Consider the following 17,632-nt stretch of genomic DNA (forward strand, 5'->3'; position numbering starts at 1 on the left):
TAGTAGGTAATTGTTGCGTAGACCTGTTCCAGTGTTAAGGCGTGACGATAGGTTTCTTCAATCTGCTCCGGCGACCAGTCTCGATGAATATAGTCGTAGAGAATCCGTTCAATGCCGACACGAGTTCCCTTCAGCCGGATGTCGTTTGGTGCCTGAGAGTCAAAGTAATCTTCAAGTTTCATAATTTACCTCAAATTCTGAAATCGGGATGATATTTAATTACAGATTACCTGATGAACTCGATTTAGTCAAGGGCAGGTCTAGTAATCCTTTGCTTCTTTCAAAGGTTGGCTTAACAATATATTCTTAATCAAAAATTGGGTAGTATTGGGAATGTTCCAACATCTTTACGGTGATGTCTATTACTGGACCGAACGCCACGGCAAACCTGAAACAACTTACGATTGGAACAGTTGTGCGATTCGTATAGACCGGGCAAACGTCTTGGCATTGGTTGATCCGCTGCCTTTGACGGATGCGGAGATTCAGCAAATTGAGGAAATTGGTACGCCAACCCACATCCTCTTGACCTGCAATTGGCATCTCAGGGAAGGGGAGATTTTCCGAGAACAATGGGGCTGCGAAATTTACCTTAACGCCCTCGGATTACCGGAAGCGGAAGCGACGATAGACGGCACTTTTAAGGGTGGAGATCGGTTGTGGGATGCTGTCGAAGTGATTTATATTCCCGATTCTGGTTGGACGGAAGAGACGGCGTTCTTAGTGAAGCAAGAGAAGGGACTCCTCATCGTGGGAGATGCCGTATGTGGCGGACGGGCAGATATTGGTGTCCCCGAAGGCGAAATCGGTATCTTTACCAATCAGCTTGAAGCTATTTCTGATCGTCGGAGAGCGCGAGATTCGCTGCTGGGGCTGATGGACTACCCCTTCGATGCCATCTGTTTTGCGCATGGTACTCCGATTCGGGATCAGGCGAAAGCGGCGTTGCAGCGATTTCTCGACACGGACCTGTAAAACCACCCCATTTCCATGAAGCGAGTGAAGACAAAAGGATTAACGATGCAGCCAATATGGAGACGTTATCAGGAACTGCGTCCGGACGAACTAGCGGACTGTATTAAAGCAACTCCAATCGCCTTCTGGCCCCTTGGCCTTCTCGAACATCATGGGTGGCACCTGCCTGTTGGATATGATGGACTGAAAGCGGAACGCATCTGCCTTCGGATTGCCGAACACACGGGCGGTGTCATCCTACCGACGATGTGGTGGGGCGCAAATGGTGGCCATGGGGATTTTCTCTGGACGCACTATCAGCCGGAGGAAGCGACCGCTTCGATTTTGGTCAATACCACCGAACAGTTGATCAGATTCGGATTTCGGATTATCGTGCTGCTCGCAGGACACTATCCTTGGCAAGGGATGCTGGACAAACATATTCCGCCGGTCCAACAGGCGCATCCCGACACCTTTTTTTTCTGGGGCACGGAAAGGTCAATCTGCGGAGAAGCCGTAAAACTCCCCGGCGATCATGCGGCGCGGGAGGAGACCTCCTACGGGCTCTGTTTATTCCCGGAGTTCATCGATATGACCGCCCTACATTCAGGGCGGGATACATCAGCTTGGCCCAAGGGTGAAGCTCCTCCGATTGAGAAGCGCCATCCCGGCGTGTGCTTTGATTCAAATGACCCGCTGTTTGGACAGATGGGGGCGGATGCACGGACCGCCTCTGCAGAGCGAGGAGAGGAAGGTATTTCGCGTCTGGTCGCTCATTTGTCGGATGTAATAAGCTCCTTAGATGAACAGTCGTAGGAGTGTAGTTGTGTGTCACTGATCGGAGACCGTCTTTTTCACGCGCTGGCCGCCTTCGATGGCGAGGAGAAACGCCTTCCCATCTTCCGACATCTCCGCCTTTTCGGGTGGCTTGCCTTCACGTTGTTGCTTTAACGCGGGATAAGCGGTGACAGTGGGTATTTCGTCAAGCTCTGTAAGCGGTGGGATACGGGACTCGGCAGTCTCAATGATGGGGGCAAGTCTTTCAAGTTTTTGCTTTTTATGTAACTCGTCCCGTTCTTTGAATTCGGGCATGACACGCAATGCGAGCAATTCTAGGGATTCGCAGATATCTTCGTGCCGATTGCGACCCGCCTGCTGGATAAAGACCACCTGATCAACTCCCATCTCCTCGTACTTCAGCAGATGCTCGCGGAGCTGATCTGGTGTGCCGATACCACCTCTCGCCTCATGCGGTGGCTCTGGCGCTGCCTGAAACGACTCCCAAACGTCCGTGTGGCCGGGGACATGGGATCCGCCGACGTAATAGTGTGAGAGTCCATGTGTGAAAAATCGTAAGCCATCGAGACCACGTTCGATCGCTGTTTCTTCATCCTCATGGCATGAAAAGCCACTCACCATTGCAACGCTCAGATTCACCGCCTGACCAATCGGCTGACACTCCTTCTCGGCAATCTCATAATACTCCTCGACCCAGAACTTCGCATCGTCTGGATGGACGAATGCAAACGTCAGGGCACCCATACCGTTCCGCGCTGCATATCGCATGGTATCGCGACTTGGACAGGCAACCCAGATAGGTGGGTGCGGCTTCTGAATCGGCTTTGGTAAAACATTACGGGGCGGCATCGAAAAATACTTCCCCTCAAAACCGGCGTAAGGCGTCTGCACCATCATCTTGGCGGTTTCGCGGGTGCACTCCTCCCACATCTCGCGCTTTAACTCTGGCTCAACTCTGAAACCGCCGAGTTCTATGTGTGAAGCGGATTCGCCGGTGCCCCATTCCACTCGTCCGTTGGAAACGAGATCTAGGGTCGCAATCCGCTCGGCGACACGGGCGGGGTGATTGTAGGCGGGCGGCATCAGGACAATGCCGTGACCGAGCCGAATCTGCTTTGTCCTCTGACTACACGCGGCGAGGAACACTTCGGGGGCTGAGGAGTGGGAATATTCCTCAAGGAAGTGGTGTTCAACCTCCCACACGTAATCATAGCCGAGTTGATCCGCAAGTTCGACCTGATCGAGGGCGTCTTGAAATAACTTCAGTTCATCGCCATCGTTCCATGGGCGCGGGATCTGGTGTTCGTAGAATATGCCGAATTGCACAGGTCACGACCTCCACTATAGCAATTTAGTTATCTGAAGATTTAGGAGGCGTTGGGCTTTCGTCATGCCAAATTCCAATCTCCTTAAAATAACGGATTGCACCGGGGTGAAATGGTGTGCCGGTATCCTTCACAGCATTTTTGGGATTGATTGCTCTGCCCGCAGGGTGTATCTTCACGACTTCAGCACGTTGTTCGTAGAGGACCTTGGTAAACTGGTAAACTGTGTCCGCGTCCAAAGTTGCAGCAGTAATCAGGTGCATGGCACCGACATTCATACCTTGAAAAGGCTCGTCTTGACCCCGGTACGTCCCCGAAGGGATAACAACAGCGTTAAAGAATGGGTAGGTTTCAAACAACTCCTGCTTCGCTGCATCATCGAAGGGAATGAAAAAGATGTTCTGGGATGCACTGGCTCGCGTAATTGATGCGGTCGGAACTGCCCCGCCCAAGAACGCAGCAGCGGCGGAACCGTCAGCGAGCATGTCAACGGCGCCGGCTTGGGTGTTGTGGAGTGGCGAAAAATCTTGGTAACTTACACCGTGTGCAGCCAAAATAGGCTCTAGAAAATACTCAAATCCCGCGCCTGCGGGACCGACCACCGCGCGTTTCCCCTTCAAATCCGAAATCTTCTTTACACCGGAGGATTGTGACGTGATAAAGAGGGCAACATTGGGCGCAAGGGTCATCACCACTCGGATGGGTTGTTCCCCTTTCCATGCCCCTTCGCCCCGAACTGCGAAATAAGAGATCGCAGCGTTGGCAAGGGCAAACTCTAACTCGCCTTTGGCGAGGCGCCGGATATTTTCCTGTGTGCCTTTGGTCGCTTCTGCGGAAACTTCCCAGTTCAGGTCGCCTGTATGGCTGCTGACGACCTGTGCGATCGCACCACCGACGACGAAAAACGCCCCACCCGGCGGTGCCGTGCCTACGCTGAGAAATTTACGTTTTTGCGCGCTAACGTTGGAGGTAACTAAACTCAATGAAACGATAAGCCCGATAATCACAAGGCAGGTACAGCTAATTCGTTTGCTTTTTTTTCTTAAATTCATTTGTCCATTCCTTTTATAGAAGTGATTAACCAACCCGATACCGTTCAACCGCATCCATATCGAGCCCCACACCCAGCCCCGGTCTATCCGGAACCTTCGCTAGTCCGTCTTTAATTGTCAACGGTTCAGCAAGAAGTGAATGCTCTAGCAGTATGTAAAGTGAAACATGACTCAGTGACGCATTCGGGAGGGCGGCGGCGAGATGCACCATGAAGACCGCAGAAACACCTGTAAAACCCATCTGGAGCCAGAACGGCTTGTTCGCAGCAGAGGCGATGTTGGCACATCGTAGAATGCCAGCGAGCCATCCGCCCACCACATAATAGTCGTACGCGGGCGAAGGAAGTGAAATCGTTGGGGACGGTGAGCCAAAGTGGATTGCTAGTGGTAGACCGAGTTCTTTCTTCAGTCGCAGATACCCTTCAACATCCTCCTGATTGATGGGTGATTCCAGGCACTTGACGTGGGGATATTCTTTTAACCGCCGACCAAAGGAGAGGGCACGTTCCACAGTTCCAAAGGTGGTGTTGGCGTCGATCGTGAGTTCATAATCGTCCGGTGCTATCTCCGCGATGGCTTGAACCTGTTCCACCACGTCAGTGTGGGCACGGCGTTTGAATTTATGCACCCGAAAACCGCTTTCTAGCGCAATTTTTACCTCTTCCTGTAAAACCTCCGGCGGGAAACATTGTGACCAATATGCGATTGGAGCACTCTCCTGACAGGGACCAAACATCCGCGCCATCGGCAGTCCAACCGCCTGACCCATCAGGTCGTAAAACGCGATCTGAAGAGGGCCCGCGGTATCGTCCATGATAAACTCGAAAGGGCTTCTGCCTAGATACGTCTGGAGTTTTTCTTCAGCGATACCGGTGCCTTCGCCGATCCCGATGTTTCCCTCATCGGTGTGTACACGATAGATCGACGTCCCTACAGTAGGCGGCGACGATTCACGCCACTGCCTTTCAAACTCACTTCTATTTGCTTGAAGTTCATCATCTGTGGCGCGGTTGCCGAAGTTCCAACCTTTCCGAAGGTGGTCCCGTACACGCTCCATATAAGGGATCTCCACGGGAATCTGCTCAATTTGGGTAATTTTCACAGCTTTTCCTTTCGCATGGTAATTTTTTATATGTCTTGATGGATGCTGGGTCATGCGTTTTTATCTCTCCAATGTGCTAACTGCTCTTCATCCAACTCGACACCCAGTCCAGGACCTTCGGGGACACGAGCAACTTCAGGACCGAGAGTGAGTGGCTCCCGCAATAGGTCCGCTTCATGGTAGAGCGGTCCAATGAGGTCTGCTGGGTAAATTTCGCTGTCGATGGTGGGTATCGCGGCTGCGACGTGCAGCATCGCAGCGGTCCCAATCCCCAACTCCAAATTGCTTCCGATACTACCCACTGCGCCGGCAGCCTTTGCAACATGTACAATTTCGAGGGTGGGGCTCAACCCGCCGTGCTTACCGGGATACACGCTAAAAATATCGGCGGCACGCGCGTTGGCTAGCAGCCACGCATCTGCAAGTGTGAAAAGGCTCTCGTCTGCCATGATTGGAATGTGCGTCGCTTCCCTGAGTTGTGCGAGCGATTTTGGATCATCGGGAGAGATGGGTTGCTCTGCGAAGAGTATATCGTAAGGTTCAAGTTTGGGGAGCATACGGCGAGCGGTATCTAGGCTCCAGCCACAATTGACGTCAATGCCGATCGGAATCGTTGGACCAGCGACCTCTCGCACAGCTTTAACGCGCTGCAGATCTGTCACTGGATCGAGCCCAACCTTGACTTTCAGGCAACGTACCCCCCAATTGAGGAATCGTTCTGCCAGACTGACCGCTTGGGGCACATCGAACGCACCGACAACCATCTTGATTGGGATTGCATCACGGACCTGCCCGCCGAGCAGTTGATAGACGGGAACCCCTGCTGCTTTGCCGGACAGGTCCCACAGTGCCATCTCTACCCCCGCCTTTGTGAACGGGTTGAGCTTAATCTCTCTGTCCATGATCGCTCGCAGCGAATTGATCTGGGTGGGGTCAGCGCCAACCAGCGCAGGGGCAATCAGTTCCTCTATGGCAGCGACACAGCCGCGACTGGTTTCACCGCTCCAGCGAGGTGCGACTGTTGCTTCGCCCAGACCGACTAAATCTGTATCAGTGTAGATGCGAACGATGACGTAAGGCGAGTCGATATGTTCGCCGTGGGCGGTCTTTGTTGTCAATCCCGCCTTCAGGGGAACTCGGACGGGGATCGGTTCAATCTGTGTAATTCTCATGGGAAGTCTCTGTTTGCGTAGGGGCGTAGTTGGCTAAATACGTGGTGTGTAGATCGGTAGGCGTGTGCTGCAACAGGGTGCACAGCGAAATTATGTCCTGTCGGGAATCAATCGAGCCGAATGAATTGTCTATATTCAAGTTGAGCCATTCACCTGGGCACCTCTGCTTTCCACGATAACCTTTCGGCTATTGTTCCTTATCCTTATCCATGTAATGAGTAAGGAGAATCTCATATAGTTTGTCGACCTTCTTATCAACTCCATCTATTTGAGTTGAGAGATTTGTTTCAACTCTATCCACCTTCTTATCAACTCCGTCTATTCGAGTTGAGAGATTTGTTTCAACTCTATCCATTCTTTTATCAACCCCGTCTATTCTCTTATCAAGGGGTTCTTTAACAAACTTGATCATCAGCAAAAATAGGGTTATTACTGAAACAGCGATCCCTATGACTGTAAGGATTATTGATGTTACCATTGCAATTTCCAATTAGATCAGGATTTGAGCGTAAATTATATCACAAACCTTGATATAACTACAGACATATTTTGAAGATTCAAAATTCATGAGACAACATCGCAGTTGAAGTGAGACTTATAGTAATGGGTTGCTATAGATGGCTGTGAACCATCGTTGTCTCATAGTACATTGAATTGCTTCCAATTCTCGTAGATAATGTTGTGAATCGCTTTCTCGGGGAACTTTGGGAAGTTAGTTCCCTCGACAATATCGTTCACCTTATACTGTCCGGCGATAACCTGTTCTGGGGTAGCGGAGGGAAAATCGGAACCGAAAATCAGCTTATGCTCTACTCCGTACTCAAGGGCTGTAATGAACGCTTGATAGTGCCGCCACGGACGATAGTGGAGTGCGGAGATGTCGACATACAGATTGGGGTGTTTGCGAATTAGTACCACGCAATCGGTTTCCCACGGATGCCCCATGTGTGCGATAATCATGCGAAGGTTCGGGCAGGCGACTGCGATGTCCTCCAACATAACTGGGTTCGAGTATTTCAACGGTCCGGGTCGAACAAAGGAGGTGCCCTGATGCCAGATCACCGGGATATCCAACACTTCAGCTTTTTTGAAAAGCGGTAGGTGTTTCGTATCCTGTGGGTCAAAGTTCTGGTAGATAGGTGCGACTTTCAGTCCGCGAAGTCCAAGTTCTTCGACGTTGTAGACAAGTTGATCCACACAATCTTCATCGTTTGGATCGACCGAACACCAACCGATAAAGCGATCCGAATGTTGGTTGACAAAATCCGCGACCATCTCCTGCGGGATGTTGATGCCGCAGAAAGGTGCTTTTAGCCCAAACACGACGACCTTATCGCAACTCTTGGTCGCTTCAAGTAGGGTTTCGGGCGTAGAGTCAAAGGCGTTCTTTTCCTCTTCCTCCTCACCGGCGAAGTAGACGTCCGGCGTAATCCGCATCTTCGCTTTCTTGGCAGCAAGTGCGAATTCGACAAATTCGTCGGAATAGTGATCGGGATACCAACCGAGATTCGTGTGGATGTCAACAAGCATTAAAACACTCCTTCTGTTTTGGATTCTTTTTACCGTATTTTACATAAAACGACAATCAGTTGGACTGAAGGGCTATGCTATCACACCTTCATGAGTAAGTCAATTGATAACAGGACTTACGCAAATTTAGCACACGGCGCGAGATTTTTTTATTTTTAACCCCCTCCCTAAATCCCCCCCCGATTTCATCGGGATGTGCCACTTATCAGGGGGACTTATGAGCCAACTGCGTAAGTCCTAGATAAGCGATATAGACGTTGTCAAAGCGATTTAATCAGATGTCCCTTCAGCACATCTTCGTCGAACTCAATACCTAGCCCTGGTCCCGTTGGTGGAATGATGTAGCCGTTCTCGAACACAAGCGGTTCTTTGAAAATTATCTTGTGAAGCGGACCTTGGTTTGCCTCTTGGATGAGGAAGTTCGGAGAACAGGTATCGATCTGAATCGCGGAGGCAGCTGCTATGGGACCACAAGCCATATGGGGTGCGATTACCGCATAGTGTGCCTCAGCGATGATCGCGATCTTCTTCGCCTCCATGATCCCGCCACACTGTCCGACATCCAACTGGATAATCTGGGCGGCTCGTTTTTCAAGCACTTGTGAGAACTCATACTTTGTAACTAGTCGTTCCCCCGTAGCGATTGGAATGCTTGTGTGGGCAGCAACTCTTGCCATCTCATCGACATTCTCTGGGGGAACTGGCTCCTCGAACCAGAAGGGGCGATACGGTTCAAGATAATCGGCGACACGAATCGCACTATAGGTCGTCAGCTGACCGTGAGTCCCGATCCCGACCTCTATCTTGTTGCCGACAGTCTTCCGAATACTTTCAAATATCTTTGCCGCGTGTTCAATCTCCCACAATGGAATATCCCTCGGTATGGGATACTCTGGCATGAATGGATCGAGTTTGCAAGCGGTGTTGCCCGCTTCGAGTAGTTGTGCTGCGACCTCACCTGCTTGTTCGGGGTTATCTCGAAACCCGCCGCCGGGCATGTATGCGTAAGCCCGAAGTTGGTCGTGGTACTTGCCACCTAGAAGATTGTAGATCGGCTGGTTCGTCGCCTTACCCACGATGTCCCATAATGCCATCTCGATTGCACTGATCACTGGGGTCGCGTGGAGGCTTGGGTGTCGGAAGTCGTGGCGGGAAGCGTACATCCGATCCCAGAGTCTCTCGATGTTGAATGGGTTCTCGCCGATGATGAACGCCCGTCCCATCTCTTCTATCAGGTGGATCTGTGACTTCAGGTCCTCCAGATTACGTGAGTAGGTATTCCCGGTGATGCGCTCGCCCAATCCGGATATACCTTCGTCGGTTATGAGTTCCAGAAACAATAGGTATCTGCCACCGTTGTAAGGTGGTTCGTTTTCAACGACCATCGTTTTTAGATCTATAACTTTCAATGTACCCTCCTATCTGAATTAGGGTCATTTAATTCTCCCGTAGCCTCGATCTCTCGGTCGAGGTTCCTGCGGGGCAAGATGCCCTGCCTACGGTTTCTTTTCGTATTTTGCACTTCCTTTTTATATGAGCCTTGGTTGAATCACAGACGCGCCACCCAGCGGCGTAATTGCAGCTCCAGATCGTCCGCAAGATCCCCATGATCTGCTACCACATCCCGCTGGTCATACGGATCTGCCCCCCGATCGTACAGTTCGCTGGGTGCATCCCCCTCTAGTGGAACGTGCAGACGCCACACCGTATCTTGAATTGACCACGAGCGATCATGGTGACCTGTGTAGGCGTAGTCGCGCACACGGTCTGTCTCACCACGAATCAATGGGGCTAGGCTATGACCGTGCAGTGTAACCGTCTCCGTTCCCAGTTGCATGTCCTGCGGGAAGAGTTCGGCGGTCGGACGCGGTCCTGTGCGAGCCAAGGTCAGGTTTTTACCGATTCCGAGAAGGTCTAAGATAGTGGGAAACAGATCGGTCGGTTGAACAAGTGCGTCGATCACACCTTGATGTGAGTTGGCAGATTTTATAGCCTCTGGCAGACGAAACACCATCGGAATCCTCACCAATTCTTCATAGTTCCACGGTCTCGCCTTACGGATAACTCCATGCTCGCCAAACGGTTCGCCGTGATCACTTAACCAGACAATCAATGTATTGTCGAGCAATCCCAAATCTCGCACATGATCCACCAATACGCCTACCCACTTATCGGTAAACGTGACCTCCCCTGCGTAGAGCGAGCGGACACGAACGATTTCATCGGGCGTGAGATATTCGTGTTCACTCATGGCTTGCGGTTTCTCGGTCGAGGGGCTGCCGATCTTTGTACAGGGACCTGCCACGGGATCGATAATATCTTGTCCAGAGTAGTCGGCGGCTTTGTACATAGACCAGAACGGTTCGAGTGGATCCCACGGTTCGTGTGGGTCGAAGTAGTCCACCCAGAGGAAGAGCTTATCTTTTTTGCCTTGCTGGTTCACCATAGCGTCAAGCCAACGAATCGCTTCATGGGTTACACGCGGGGCAAAGAAGTCCTCCTCGGTCTGAAAGGTGGAACGGTTTTTCATATATTGCTCAAATCGGGGTGCCCAGAGTGCGTCGGTGTCATCTCCGCGTAGGCGGTGCCAGATATTCGTGTCAACGGTACGGTCATCGACAATCCACGGGTCATATTCCTGTCCACGCACAAAAACCGTCGTATCGAAACCGCGCCCTATGTTATACACCGGCTTGTGTCCGTGATACACATCGGTGACGAGGGCGCTGGTGTATCCGTGGCTCCACAGGACCTCGGCAAGCAGATAATCCGACTCCTGAAAAGGCTGCCAAGGTTTGAACGGAAAGCCGACGCGTCCCGTCCACCATGTGGTGCGGGTTGGTATTGTGGGCAAGCTCTCGGCGTAGCAGTGCGAAAAGAGAACGCCTTCCGCCGCGAGTCGATCGAGGTTAGGGGTAGCGGTCTTCTTTATGCCCTCGGCTGTGTGATATTGGACGGCGTTGATACCGCCCACGCCGTCATAGCAACCACAGTGATCTGCCCGTAGTGAATCATTGACAATGCAAATGATGTTCATTTTTACCTCCTATAGGTAGGGCGGCCACTGCCAACCTCTTTTTGTGGCAAACCAGAGTTCTTCTGGGTCCGGTTTCGGTGCTGCTCGTAGCCTCGTGAGGACCTCTTCGTCGTATTGGATCCCGAAGCCAGGCCTCTTCGGCGGCGAGATCTCGCCGTTTTTCGGAAGAATCGGGTCTATGACAGCCGATGAACCTTTAGGAGGTGGCGCGAACCTGAAGCATTCAACGAACAGTCCATTTGGCACAGCCGCCACCAGCGATGCTGCGATCTCGGTGGTCGCATGGGGGCACATCGGCAGGCCGTATGAATCGGCAATAGCGGCGATCTTCACCCACTCGGTTACGCCACCGGTCCGGACGATGTCTGCCTGTACGAACTGCACGGCTCCCTGTTCCATCAGTTCTCTGAACTCCCACTTCGTTGCGTGCGTTTCACCGAGGGCTATCGGGATGCTTATCTCCGCGGCGAGTTTGACATGATTGTCTAGCTCGTCGGGGGGCAGCGGCTCCTCGAGCCAGTAAATGTTATACTTCTCCAGTTTCGCCGCCATTCGTATTGCCGTATTGAGACTCCAGCCAGAGTTGACGTCTATTGCAAGGTCTACATTGGGACCAATAGTGTCCCTCACCAGCTTGACCCGCTCCACGTCTTCGTTCGTATTTCGCCTCCCGACCTTCATCTTCACCATCTTGAACCCAGCTTCGACGAACCCGGAATAGATGTCGACAAGTTCTTCCTCACTAGCGAGGAGGCTGACGCTACTGCCGTACGCTGCCACCGTGTCCCGGTGGGCACCGAGCAGTTTGTGGACTGGTTGATTGAGAATCTTTCCTTTCAGATCCCACAGGGCGATATCTATCCCGCCAATTACGGATAGAACCACACCCCTTCTGCCCCACCGTACGCTGCCCCAGTACAGCTTGTCCCAGATCCGCTCGGTATCGAGGGGGTCCTCACCGACAACTAGCGGTTTGAACATGTGCTCAATCAGCAGTTTGTTCAGTGTGACACCTTCGGGCCCCACCTGCGGTTCGCCAATCGAGGCAAATCCTGTCACACCTTCGTCGGTGGATATTTGCACGAGTGAACTGGCGCGGATCGCGGGGTTCACCACTGTGGCGTCGGTGCTCTGTTTGACGTTGGCGTACACGGGGTCGGATAATTTTACATCAGTGATTTTCATCTAATTTTCTCCTGTTTGGTTTCATTAGCTGGCATCAGCTACGCACTTATCTTCGTCTCGTTCACCGCATATATGCCCTGGAATATGTCCTCATCGACCTCTAGCCCAAGACCCGATGCGTTGGCAACGGCATACGAACCGTTCTTAAGCGTGAAGTCATCGGGCTTGTATACGCTCGGTGCACAGCGCTCGTCTTCAATGGTGATGAACGATTCGGAAGCCGCTCCCCAGATCAGCGCTGCGCGGGCGCCAAATACGCCGTTGTGGAAACAGTGTGGCTGTGACCTGACACCGTACCTGTCTAACTGTTCCTCGATTTCGTTCCAACGGGAAAAACCGTGCCTGACGATGTCGGGTTGGTAACCATCCATCAAGCCGTCTTCCATCATGTCCACGTACACATCGCTGATTGGATCGGGATCTACTTCACCGCACACCAACAGCGCCTCCGAACCAGCCTTCTCTTGGATGTTTCTGATCGCTCGATAGTCTTCGACACTGGGAGGGACCATCTCCTCAAGCCAGAAAATATCCGCGGGCTGCGTCTCTCGGATGAAGGTCTCCAGCAGGTCTAGGCGGTCCCTGTACCCGAAGTTGCCGTCCGTCAATATCTTTGCGTCCGGCCCGATGGCTTCCCGCACGGCATGGATAACCTCGATATCGCGCCGAGCGCCCGCCTCTGGGTTCATCCAGCGACCACATCGACCCGTCTTGATCTTAAATTGCCTCCATCCGGCGTCAAACCCTTCTCTGGCTTGTTCGGCGACTATCGCTGCACCTTTTTCGGGGAAGTTCAGGTCGCTGAAGTAAAGGGTTGTGTCGTAGGCATCTACGCGGTCACGTTTCTTGCCGCCAAGCAGGTCTACGCAAGAGACCTCCAGTGCCCTGCCAACCAGATCGTAGGCGAGGATGCTCATCCATCCCTGTCCACGGAATGCGCGTTTCGCCTCCTTTGTTGGACCTGTGACGCGGCCATCAGATACGTGCAGCAGTTCATCTAATCGTTTGCCGAGAAAGACCGCTTTGAGCTGATTCATAGCGTCTGCTACTGATCCGTCTCTGCCGATTGCTCCGAGGTGCCCCTTGTTGATTGCTAGCCCCTCAACTCCGCCGTCCGTGCGAGCACGGGTAAGCCATTCGATTCCTATTGACCCATGGCCCCAGTTGTAAGCGTTCCTAGCAATTTCATGGGGGTAGCGGGCTGGAATTGGGGTCACACTAATTTCGGTAATCCGTTGCGATGTCATTTTAATACACCTCACCTTTCATAACAAACCGGCTGCTAAATAAGTGAACACAATTTCCAACACCTTATATTTTAGAGGGAGGCGTAATTTCAGTCAACCCAAAAGCCAGTGCAGACGAAAATCCGTGCAATCGGCGTTATCTGTTATCCAGATTTGACACACTTCTTTGTGTTCAGTATAATAATCAGGGTTTAGCGCGGTCCAGATTGTAGGGAACGCAGATCTGCGTTCCCTAAGAATTATGGAGGTTGAATCGCCATTACGAAGCATTAAGGCATTCAACTATGTAAGTCCTAATAATTCTGATTACCACCTATAGCAAGACCCTACAAATTAGCATATCAGGAGATACTCTTTATGTTTAAGCGTTACTTAACGGCTTGTAAGCAGCGTCGCATCGCACTCATTTGTCTATTGATTCTCATTGTCAGTTCTCAAGATGTACACTCCCAACAACAGATAGCCCAAGACGCCTACGCTATCTTTCAACAGAGCTGTCTCATCTGCCACGGTCCTGATGGTGCTTATAAAGAGACACTCTTAATGGAACACAACGCACTCATCGAAAAGGGAAGCGTTGTTCCGGGAAACCCCGATGCCTCTGAATTGTATAACCGACTCATAACCACTGACGTAGCCAAACGGATGCCACTCGGACAACCTCAACTGCGTGCTCAATCAATTAACACAATCCGAAACTGGATATTAGCCGGTGCGCCCGATTGGACGACGATGGCTACGACCGATGGCGATTTCATCTTTCCTGCTGAAATGCTCAATACCATTGAGACACACCTGATGTCCCTTGCACCATTTGACCGTGCCTATGCCCGTTACTTCACAATGACACATCTCTATAATGCAGGGGAAACGGCGAAGATCCTCAAAGCTTATCGTAGTGGACTATCCAAATTGGTCAACAGTCTATCATGGGGCGTTGCTATCTCTACCATTGACGGATAAAGAGTTAGAGACCCGATTGGGTATTGATGTCCCCCGCAATCTCCGTGATGCACCGGGGGTGCGTGTCTGGCGGGCGGGTTTCAACAATTCGGGTGTCTCTAACCACAACCGAGTCGTGGAGAGACATACCTTTCGAGATGGCGCGTATTGGAAGAGCTACGACTTTGCTGGAAGTGTTGGTACACAGAACATCTTTAATCACCCCCTCGCTTTCACCCATGATGGTGGGGAGGTTATCTTCAATCTGCCCAACGGATTGCAAGGCTACTACTTGGTCAATGCGTCCCGCTCCCGTTTGGACGCTGCACCGATCAACATTGTCTCCAACCCTGCTGCGAGTGATCCGACGGTGCGGAATGGGTTATCCTGTTTTGGTTGCCACACAGAAGGAATGAAAACCTTTGAGGACCAGGTGCGTTCTGTGATAGAGAGCAGCGCCACTCCAGACGCGTAGGCGTTGCGCCTCTACGTCGAACAATCAGAGATGGAGGGTCTCCTAAGTGAAGATATGGACCGGTACAGGGTAGCACTGGAAGCGACAGGCGGTGCGGTTGACGATATTGAGCCAATTTCCCGTTTCCATGAGGCATTTCAAGGTGACGTGAATGCTGCATACGCCGCTGCGGTGGTTGGGTTAGAAACCGAAGTATTTTTGGAAAAGATACGTGAGAATGTGGGGTTACAGAACGCAGGTTTGCTGGTATTAGACAGCACGAATGGAACTATGAAGAGAGATGCATGGACATCGGGTTTTAAGGATATAATTTTCGCGTTGGATTTCCCGGAGAGTTTCACTCCCCCGACAGTCATAACACCGCCGGAACAGAAACCCGGTACAGTTGTTCGTATCCCTGACCCAAACCTGCGTGCGGTGATTGCGGAGACACTTGGCAAAGGTCCCAATGCCTCCATTACTGTAGAAGAGATCGAAAGATTAAGAGATCTGGATGCAAGAGACAGGGGGATTCGTGATTTGACAGGGCTTCAGTTTGCAACCAATCTGAGCGAGTTAAATATAGGGGCTAATGAGGTGTCCAATCTCTCACCGATTCCAAGACCCCCATTCATACAGGCGATACCTTTACCCTTGACCTCCGCGCAGAAAATATTACCGACTTAGCGGGGTGGCAGTTTGATATTGCGTTTGATCCTGCTGCCCTTGAAGCTATCAACGTGACCGAAGGCGATTTCCTGAAGACGGACGGCGGGACCACCTTCTTTCAGAATGGAACTATTGATAACGCAGCGGGTAAAATCACAGGTCTCAGTGCGGCGCGGCTCTCCGCCAAAGGTGTGACCGGCACCGGCACGCTGCTTCAGGTGAGGTTCAAGGCGAAGTCTACCGGTGAAACAGAGTTGGCATTGCAGAACTTCCAGTTCGGCTCTGTCACCGGTGATAGTATTCCTGCCGGCCCGCATGAAATCAGCATCACTGTGGCGGGACGACTTGCCACGGGAGATGTGAATCGAGATGGTGTTGTCAGCATTTTGGATCTGATTCTCGTCGCGCAGCAGTTGGGTAAAAGGGTGCCCGCAGGCTCGCCGGTGGATGTCAATGGCGACGGTGTTGTCAGCATCCTTGACCTCATCCGCGTCGCACAGGGAATCGGTAACACTACAGCGTCTGCCGCGCCGGCGATTGGAACAGATAGTGTAGATGCTGCGATGATAGAGGCGTGGATCGCCCAGGCACGGTTGGAAGATGACGGTTCGCTTGCTTTCAAGCAGGGTATCAAAAATCTTGAAAACCTGCTAGCCTCGCTGATTCCTGAGGAGACTGCGTTACTAGCAAACTACCCGAACCCGTTTAATCCGGAAACGTGGATGCCGTATCAGTTGGCAGAGTCAGCAGATGTTGCGTTGACAATTTATGACATGAACGGGGAGATAGTTCGCCGCTTAGCGGTAGGTCATCAGGTGGCGGGTATGTATCAGAGTCGTAGCCGTGCAGCCTATTGGGACGGACGGAATCAACTTGGTGAGCCTGTCGCTAGCGGCCTCTATTTCTATACATTGACCGCGGACGATTTCACAGCGACGCGACGGATGTTGATACTAAAGTAAAACTGGTTTATTAGTTCATTAGTGCATTGGTTCATTCAACGGATGAACCTTCACGCATCACGTTTCACATTTCAGCCCGTAGGTTGGGTTGAACGGAACCAATGAAAAATGCTACGCATTACAAGTGGATTTGGAGGGGCGATTCTGGTTGAAGGTTACAAGTATAGTGAAACCCAACGCTTGATCATCGGTTGGCTTGAAATGTTGGGTTTCACTCTCGCTATTCATAAAACGATGTTATGAAAATGCCAAATATCTACTGTCGTTGATAGGGATTTGGGTTTAACCGCTCAACCCAACCTACGATATTCAATGCACTTTAGATGGTATACTAACGCAAGTTGCCACCTGTAGCACCTCTGGTGCTATGGGTTACGGCTTAGGCGATTTGAATCAATTGATTTCCATGATCGACATTTGGGTGTCGAGATATGAATCTCGACCTACAGAGTGGGATTCATGCCTCTGTACGTATGTGGAAGGAGGACCAGCCAAAATGTACAAAAAACAGTACCCAGGACCCAATGCGGATGTCGAGGAGGCCTTGGCGAGGGTTTGCACCGGACCGCACCAGACCCGTCCCTTGGGAGCAAGGACAGACGATCCAATCAAACCATTGGCAATTCTTGAGATCATTCTGAGGTCGGTCAAGGGTGAGTTGCCAGAGGGTCAAGCGGTTTCGGAGGCTCAGATGGGGGCGTTTTTCGCCGGCATGACGATTCGGAAGGGTTTCCCGAAAAAGACGCAGTGGAGCGAAGCAGAGATCGCGGCTTTTGACAAATACCGTCCGGATTTAGATCGGCTTATGCCTCCAGAGATCAGGTTTATCATACAACCGGAGTTGGGGTATACCGATACAAATCCCGATGAAGCGGTCGTTGTAAAAGCCCTCGAACAGATTTTGAGAGGTGGGCATTTAAGCTACGGTGAAACGCGCCGAATGGGGGAAGCTATCCTGAATGGAGATATGAGCGGAGCACTGAAGGGGGCAGCCCTCATCGGTCAGCGCATGAACCTTGAGAGCTACGACGAGGTGCGCGGCTATCTAGATGCGACTTTCGGTCCAGAGAGAGTTCACGAGGTTTCCGTTGACTCGCTGACACATTTCGGTCAACCCTTCGATGGTGCGACACGCTACTTCAGACCGACGCTGTTTATCGCAGCGGTGCGCGCTGCGCTGGGTGAGCCATCGGTGCTGCACGG

The 17,632-nt window shown here is 51.7% G+C and carries 14 protein-coding genes and 1 pseudogene; 4 read left to right on the forward strand and 11 right to left on the reverse strand.

Annotated features, from left to right (window positions below):
- Positions 1–182: DUF433 domain-containing protein (locus tag J4G02_09195; GenBank protein MCE2394748.1), on the reverse strand; the 182-nt coding region annotated here is incomplete at its 3' end.
- 151 nt (positions 183–333) lie between these two features.
- Between J4G02_09195 and J4G02_09200 the strand changes: the two genes are divergently transcribed.
- Positions 334–975: a hypothetical protein gene (locus tag J4G02_09200; GenBank protein MCE2394749.1), complete on the forward strand. Its 642-nt coding sequence runs from the start codon at positions 334–336 to the stop codon at positions 973–975.
- Positions 976–1,020: 45 nt separating this feature from the next.
- Entirely contained in the window at positions 1,021–1,770 is a 750-nt protein-coding gene (locus J4G02_09205; protein ID MCE2394750.1) for a creatininase family protein, read from the forward strand.
- A 15-nt stretch (positions 1,771–1,785) separates the two neighbouring features.
- On the opposite strand, the gene J4G02_09210 is transcribed toward J4G02_09205, so the two are convergent.
- The 10 genes from J4G02_09210 to J4G02_09255 form a co-directional block, all read right to left on the reverse strand.
- Complete coding sequence (locus J4G02_09210) at positions 1,786–3,078, reverse strand: LLM class flavin-dependent oxidoreductase (protein MCE2394751.1); 1,293 nt, start codon at positions 3,076–3,078, stop codon at positions 1,786–1,788.
- Between the two features lie 25 nt (positions 3,079–3,103).
- Complete coding sequence (locus J4G02_09215; protein ID MCE2394752.1) at positions 3,104–4,129, reverse strand: TAXI family TRAP transporter solute-binding subunit; 1,026 nt, start codon at positions 4,127–4,129, stop codon at positions 3,104–3,106.
- Positions 4,130–4,154: 25 nt separating this feature from the next.
- Positions 4,155–5,231, reverse strand: a complete 1,077-nt coding sequence (locus J4G02_09220) for a mandelate racemase/muconate lactonizing enzyme family protein (protein ID MCE2394753.1) — start codon at positions 5,229–5,231, stop codon at positions 4,155–4,157.
- A gap of 50 nt (positions 5,232–5,281) precedes the next feature.
- Entirely contained in the window at positions 5,282–6,403 is a 1,122-nt protein-coding gene (locus tag J4G02_09225; GenBank protein MCE2394754.1) for a mandelate racemase/muconate lactonizing protein, read from the reverse strand.
- A 187-nt stretch (positions 6,404–6,590) separates the two neighbouring features.
- Positions 6,591–6,881, reverse strand: a complete 291-nt coding sequence (locus tag J4G02_09230; protein ID MCE2394755.1) for a hypothetical protein — start codon at positions 6,879–6,881, stop codon at positions 6,591–6,593.
- Between the two features lie 161 nt (positions 6,882–7,042).
- Positions 7,043–7,933 (reverse strand): amidohydrolase, encoded by an 891-nt coding sequence (locus tag J4G02_09235; protein MCE2394756.1) that lies wholly within the window; start codon positions 7,931–7,933, stop codon positions 7,043–7,045.
- Between the two features lie 260 nt (positions 7,934–8,193).
- Positions 8,194–9,342, reverse strand: a complete 1,149-nt coding sequence (locus J4G02_09240) for a mandelate racemase/muconate lactonizing enzyme family protein (protein ID MCE2394757.1) — start codon at positions 9,340–9,342, stop codon at positions 8,194–8,196.
- Between the two features lie 140 nt (positions 9,343–9,482).
- Positions 9,483–10,970: a sulfatase gene (locus J4G02_09245; GenBank protein MCE2394758.1), complete on the reverse strand. Its 1,488-nt coding sequence runs from the start codon at positions 10,968–10,970 to the stop codon at positions 9,483–9,485.
- A 9-nt stretch (positions 10,971–10,979) separates the two neighbouring features.
- On the reverse strand, positions 10,980–12,155 hold the full coding sequence (locus J4G02_09250; GenBank protein ID MCE2394759.1) for a mandelate racemase/muconate lactonizing enzyme family protein: 1,176 nt from the start codon (positions 12,153–12,155) through the stop codon (positions 10,980–10,982).
- 38 nt (positions 12,156–12,193) lie between these two features.
- Positions 12,194–13,402, reverse strand: a complete 1,209-nt coding sequence (locus tag J4G02_09255) for a hypothetical protein (GenBank protein ID MCE2394760.1) — start codon at positions 13,400–13,402, stop codon at positions 12,194–12,196.
- A gap of 357 nt (positions 13,403–13,759) precedes the next feature.
- Here J4G02_09255 and J4G02_09260 point away from each other — a divergent pair.
- Positions 13,760–16,429, forward strand: a pseudogene (locus J4G02_09260) (T9SS type A sorting domain-containing protein).
- Between the two features lie 496 nt (positions 16,430–16,925).
- Positions 16,926–17,632, forward strand: a 707-nt coding sequence (locus J4G02_09265) for a hypothetical protein (protein ID MCE2394761.1), incomplete at its 3' end; no start/stop codon positions are given.

It is taken from the genome of Candidatus Poribacteria bacterium, from assembly GCA_021295755.1.
Taxonomy (GTDB): domain Bacteria; phylum Poribacteria; class WGA-4E; order WGA-4E; family PCPOR2b; genus PCPOR2b.

What these genes read in the sequence shown, in the direction of transcription:
- J4G02_09215 (MCE2394752.1), bottom strand. Translation starts at nt 4,129, where the DNA reads ATGAATTTAAGAAAAAAAAGCAAACGAATTAGCTGTACCTGCCTTGTG.
- J4G02_09245 (MCE2394758.1), bottom strand. Translation starts at nt 10,970, where the DNA reads ATGAACATCATTTGCATTGTCAATGATTCACTACGGGCAGATCACTGT.
- J4G02_09235 (MCE2394756.1), bottom strand. Translation starts at nt 7,933, where the DNA reads ATGCTTGTTGACATCCACACGAATCTCGGTTGGTATCCCGATCACTAT.
- J4G02_09255 (MCE2394760.1), bottom strand. Translation starts at nt 13,402, where the DNA reads ATGACATCGCAACGGATTACCGAAATTAGTGTGACCCCAATTCCAGCC.
- J4G02_09205 (MCE2394750.1), top strand. Translation starts at nt 1,021, where the DNA reads ATGCAGCCAATATGGAGACGTTATCAGGAACTGCGTCCGGACGAACTA.
- J4G02_09200 (MCE2394749.1), top strand. Translation starts at nt 334, where the DNA reads ATGTTCCAACATCTTTACGGTGATGTCTATTACTGGACCGAACGCCAC.
- J4G02_09230 (MCE2394755.1), bottom strand. Translation starts at nt 6,881, where the DNA reads ATGGTAACATCAATAATCCTTACAGTCATAGGGATCGCTGTTTCAGTA.
- J4G02_09250 (MCE2394759.1), bottom strand. Translation starts at nt 12,155, where the DNA reads ATGAAAATCACTGATGTAAAATTATCCGACCCCGTGTACGCCAACGTC.
- J4G02_09225 (MCE2394754.1), bottom strand. Translation starts at nt 6,403, where the DNA reads ATGAGAATTACACAGATTGAACCGATCCCCGTCCGAGTTCCCCTGAAG.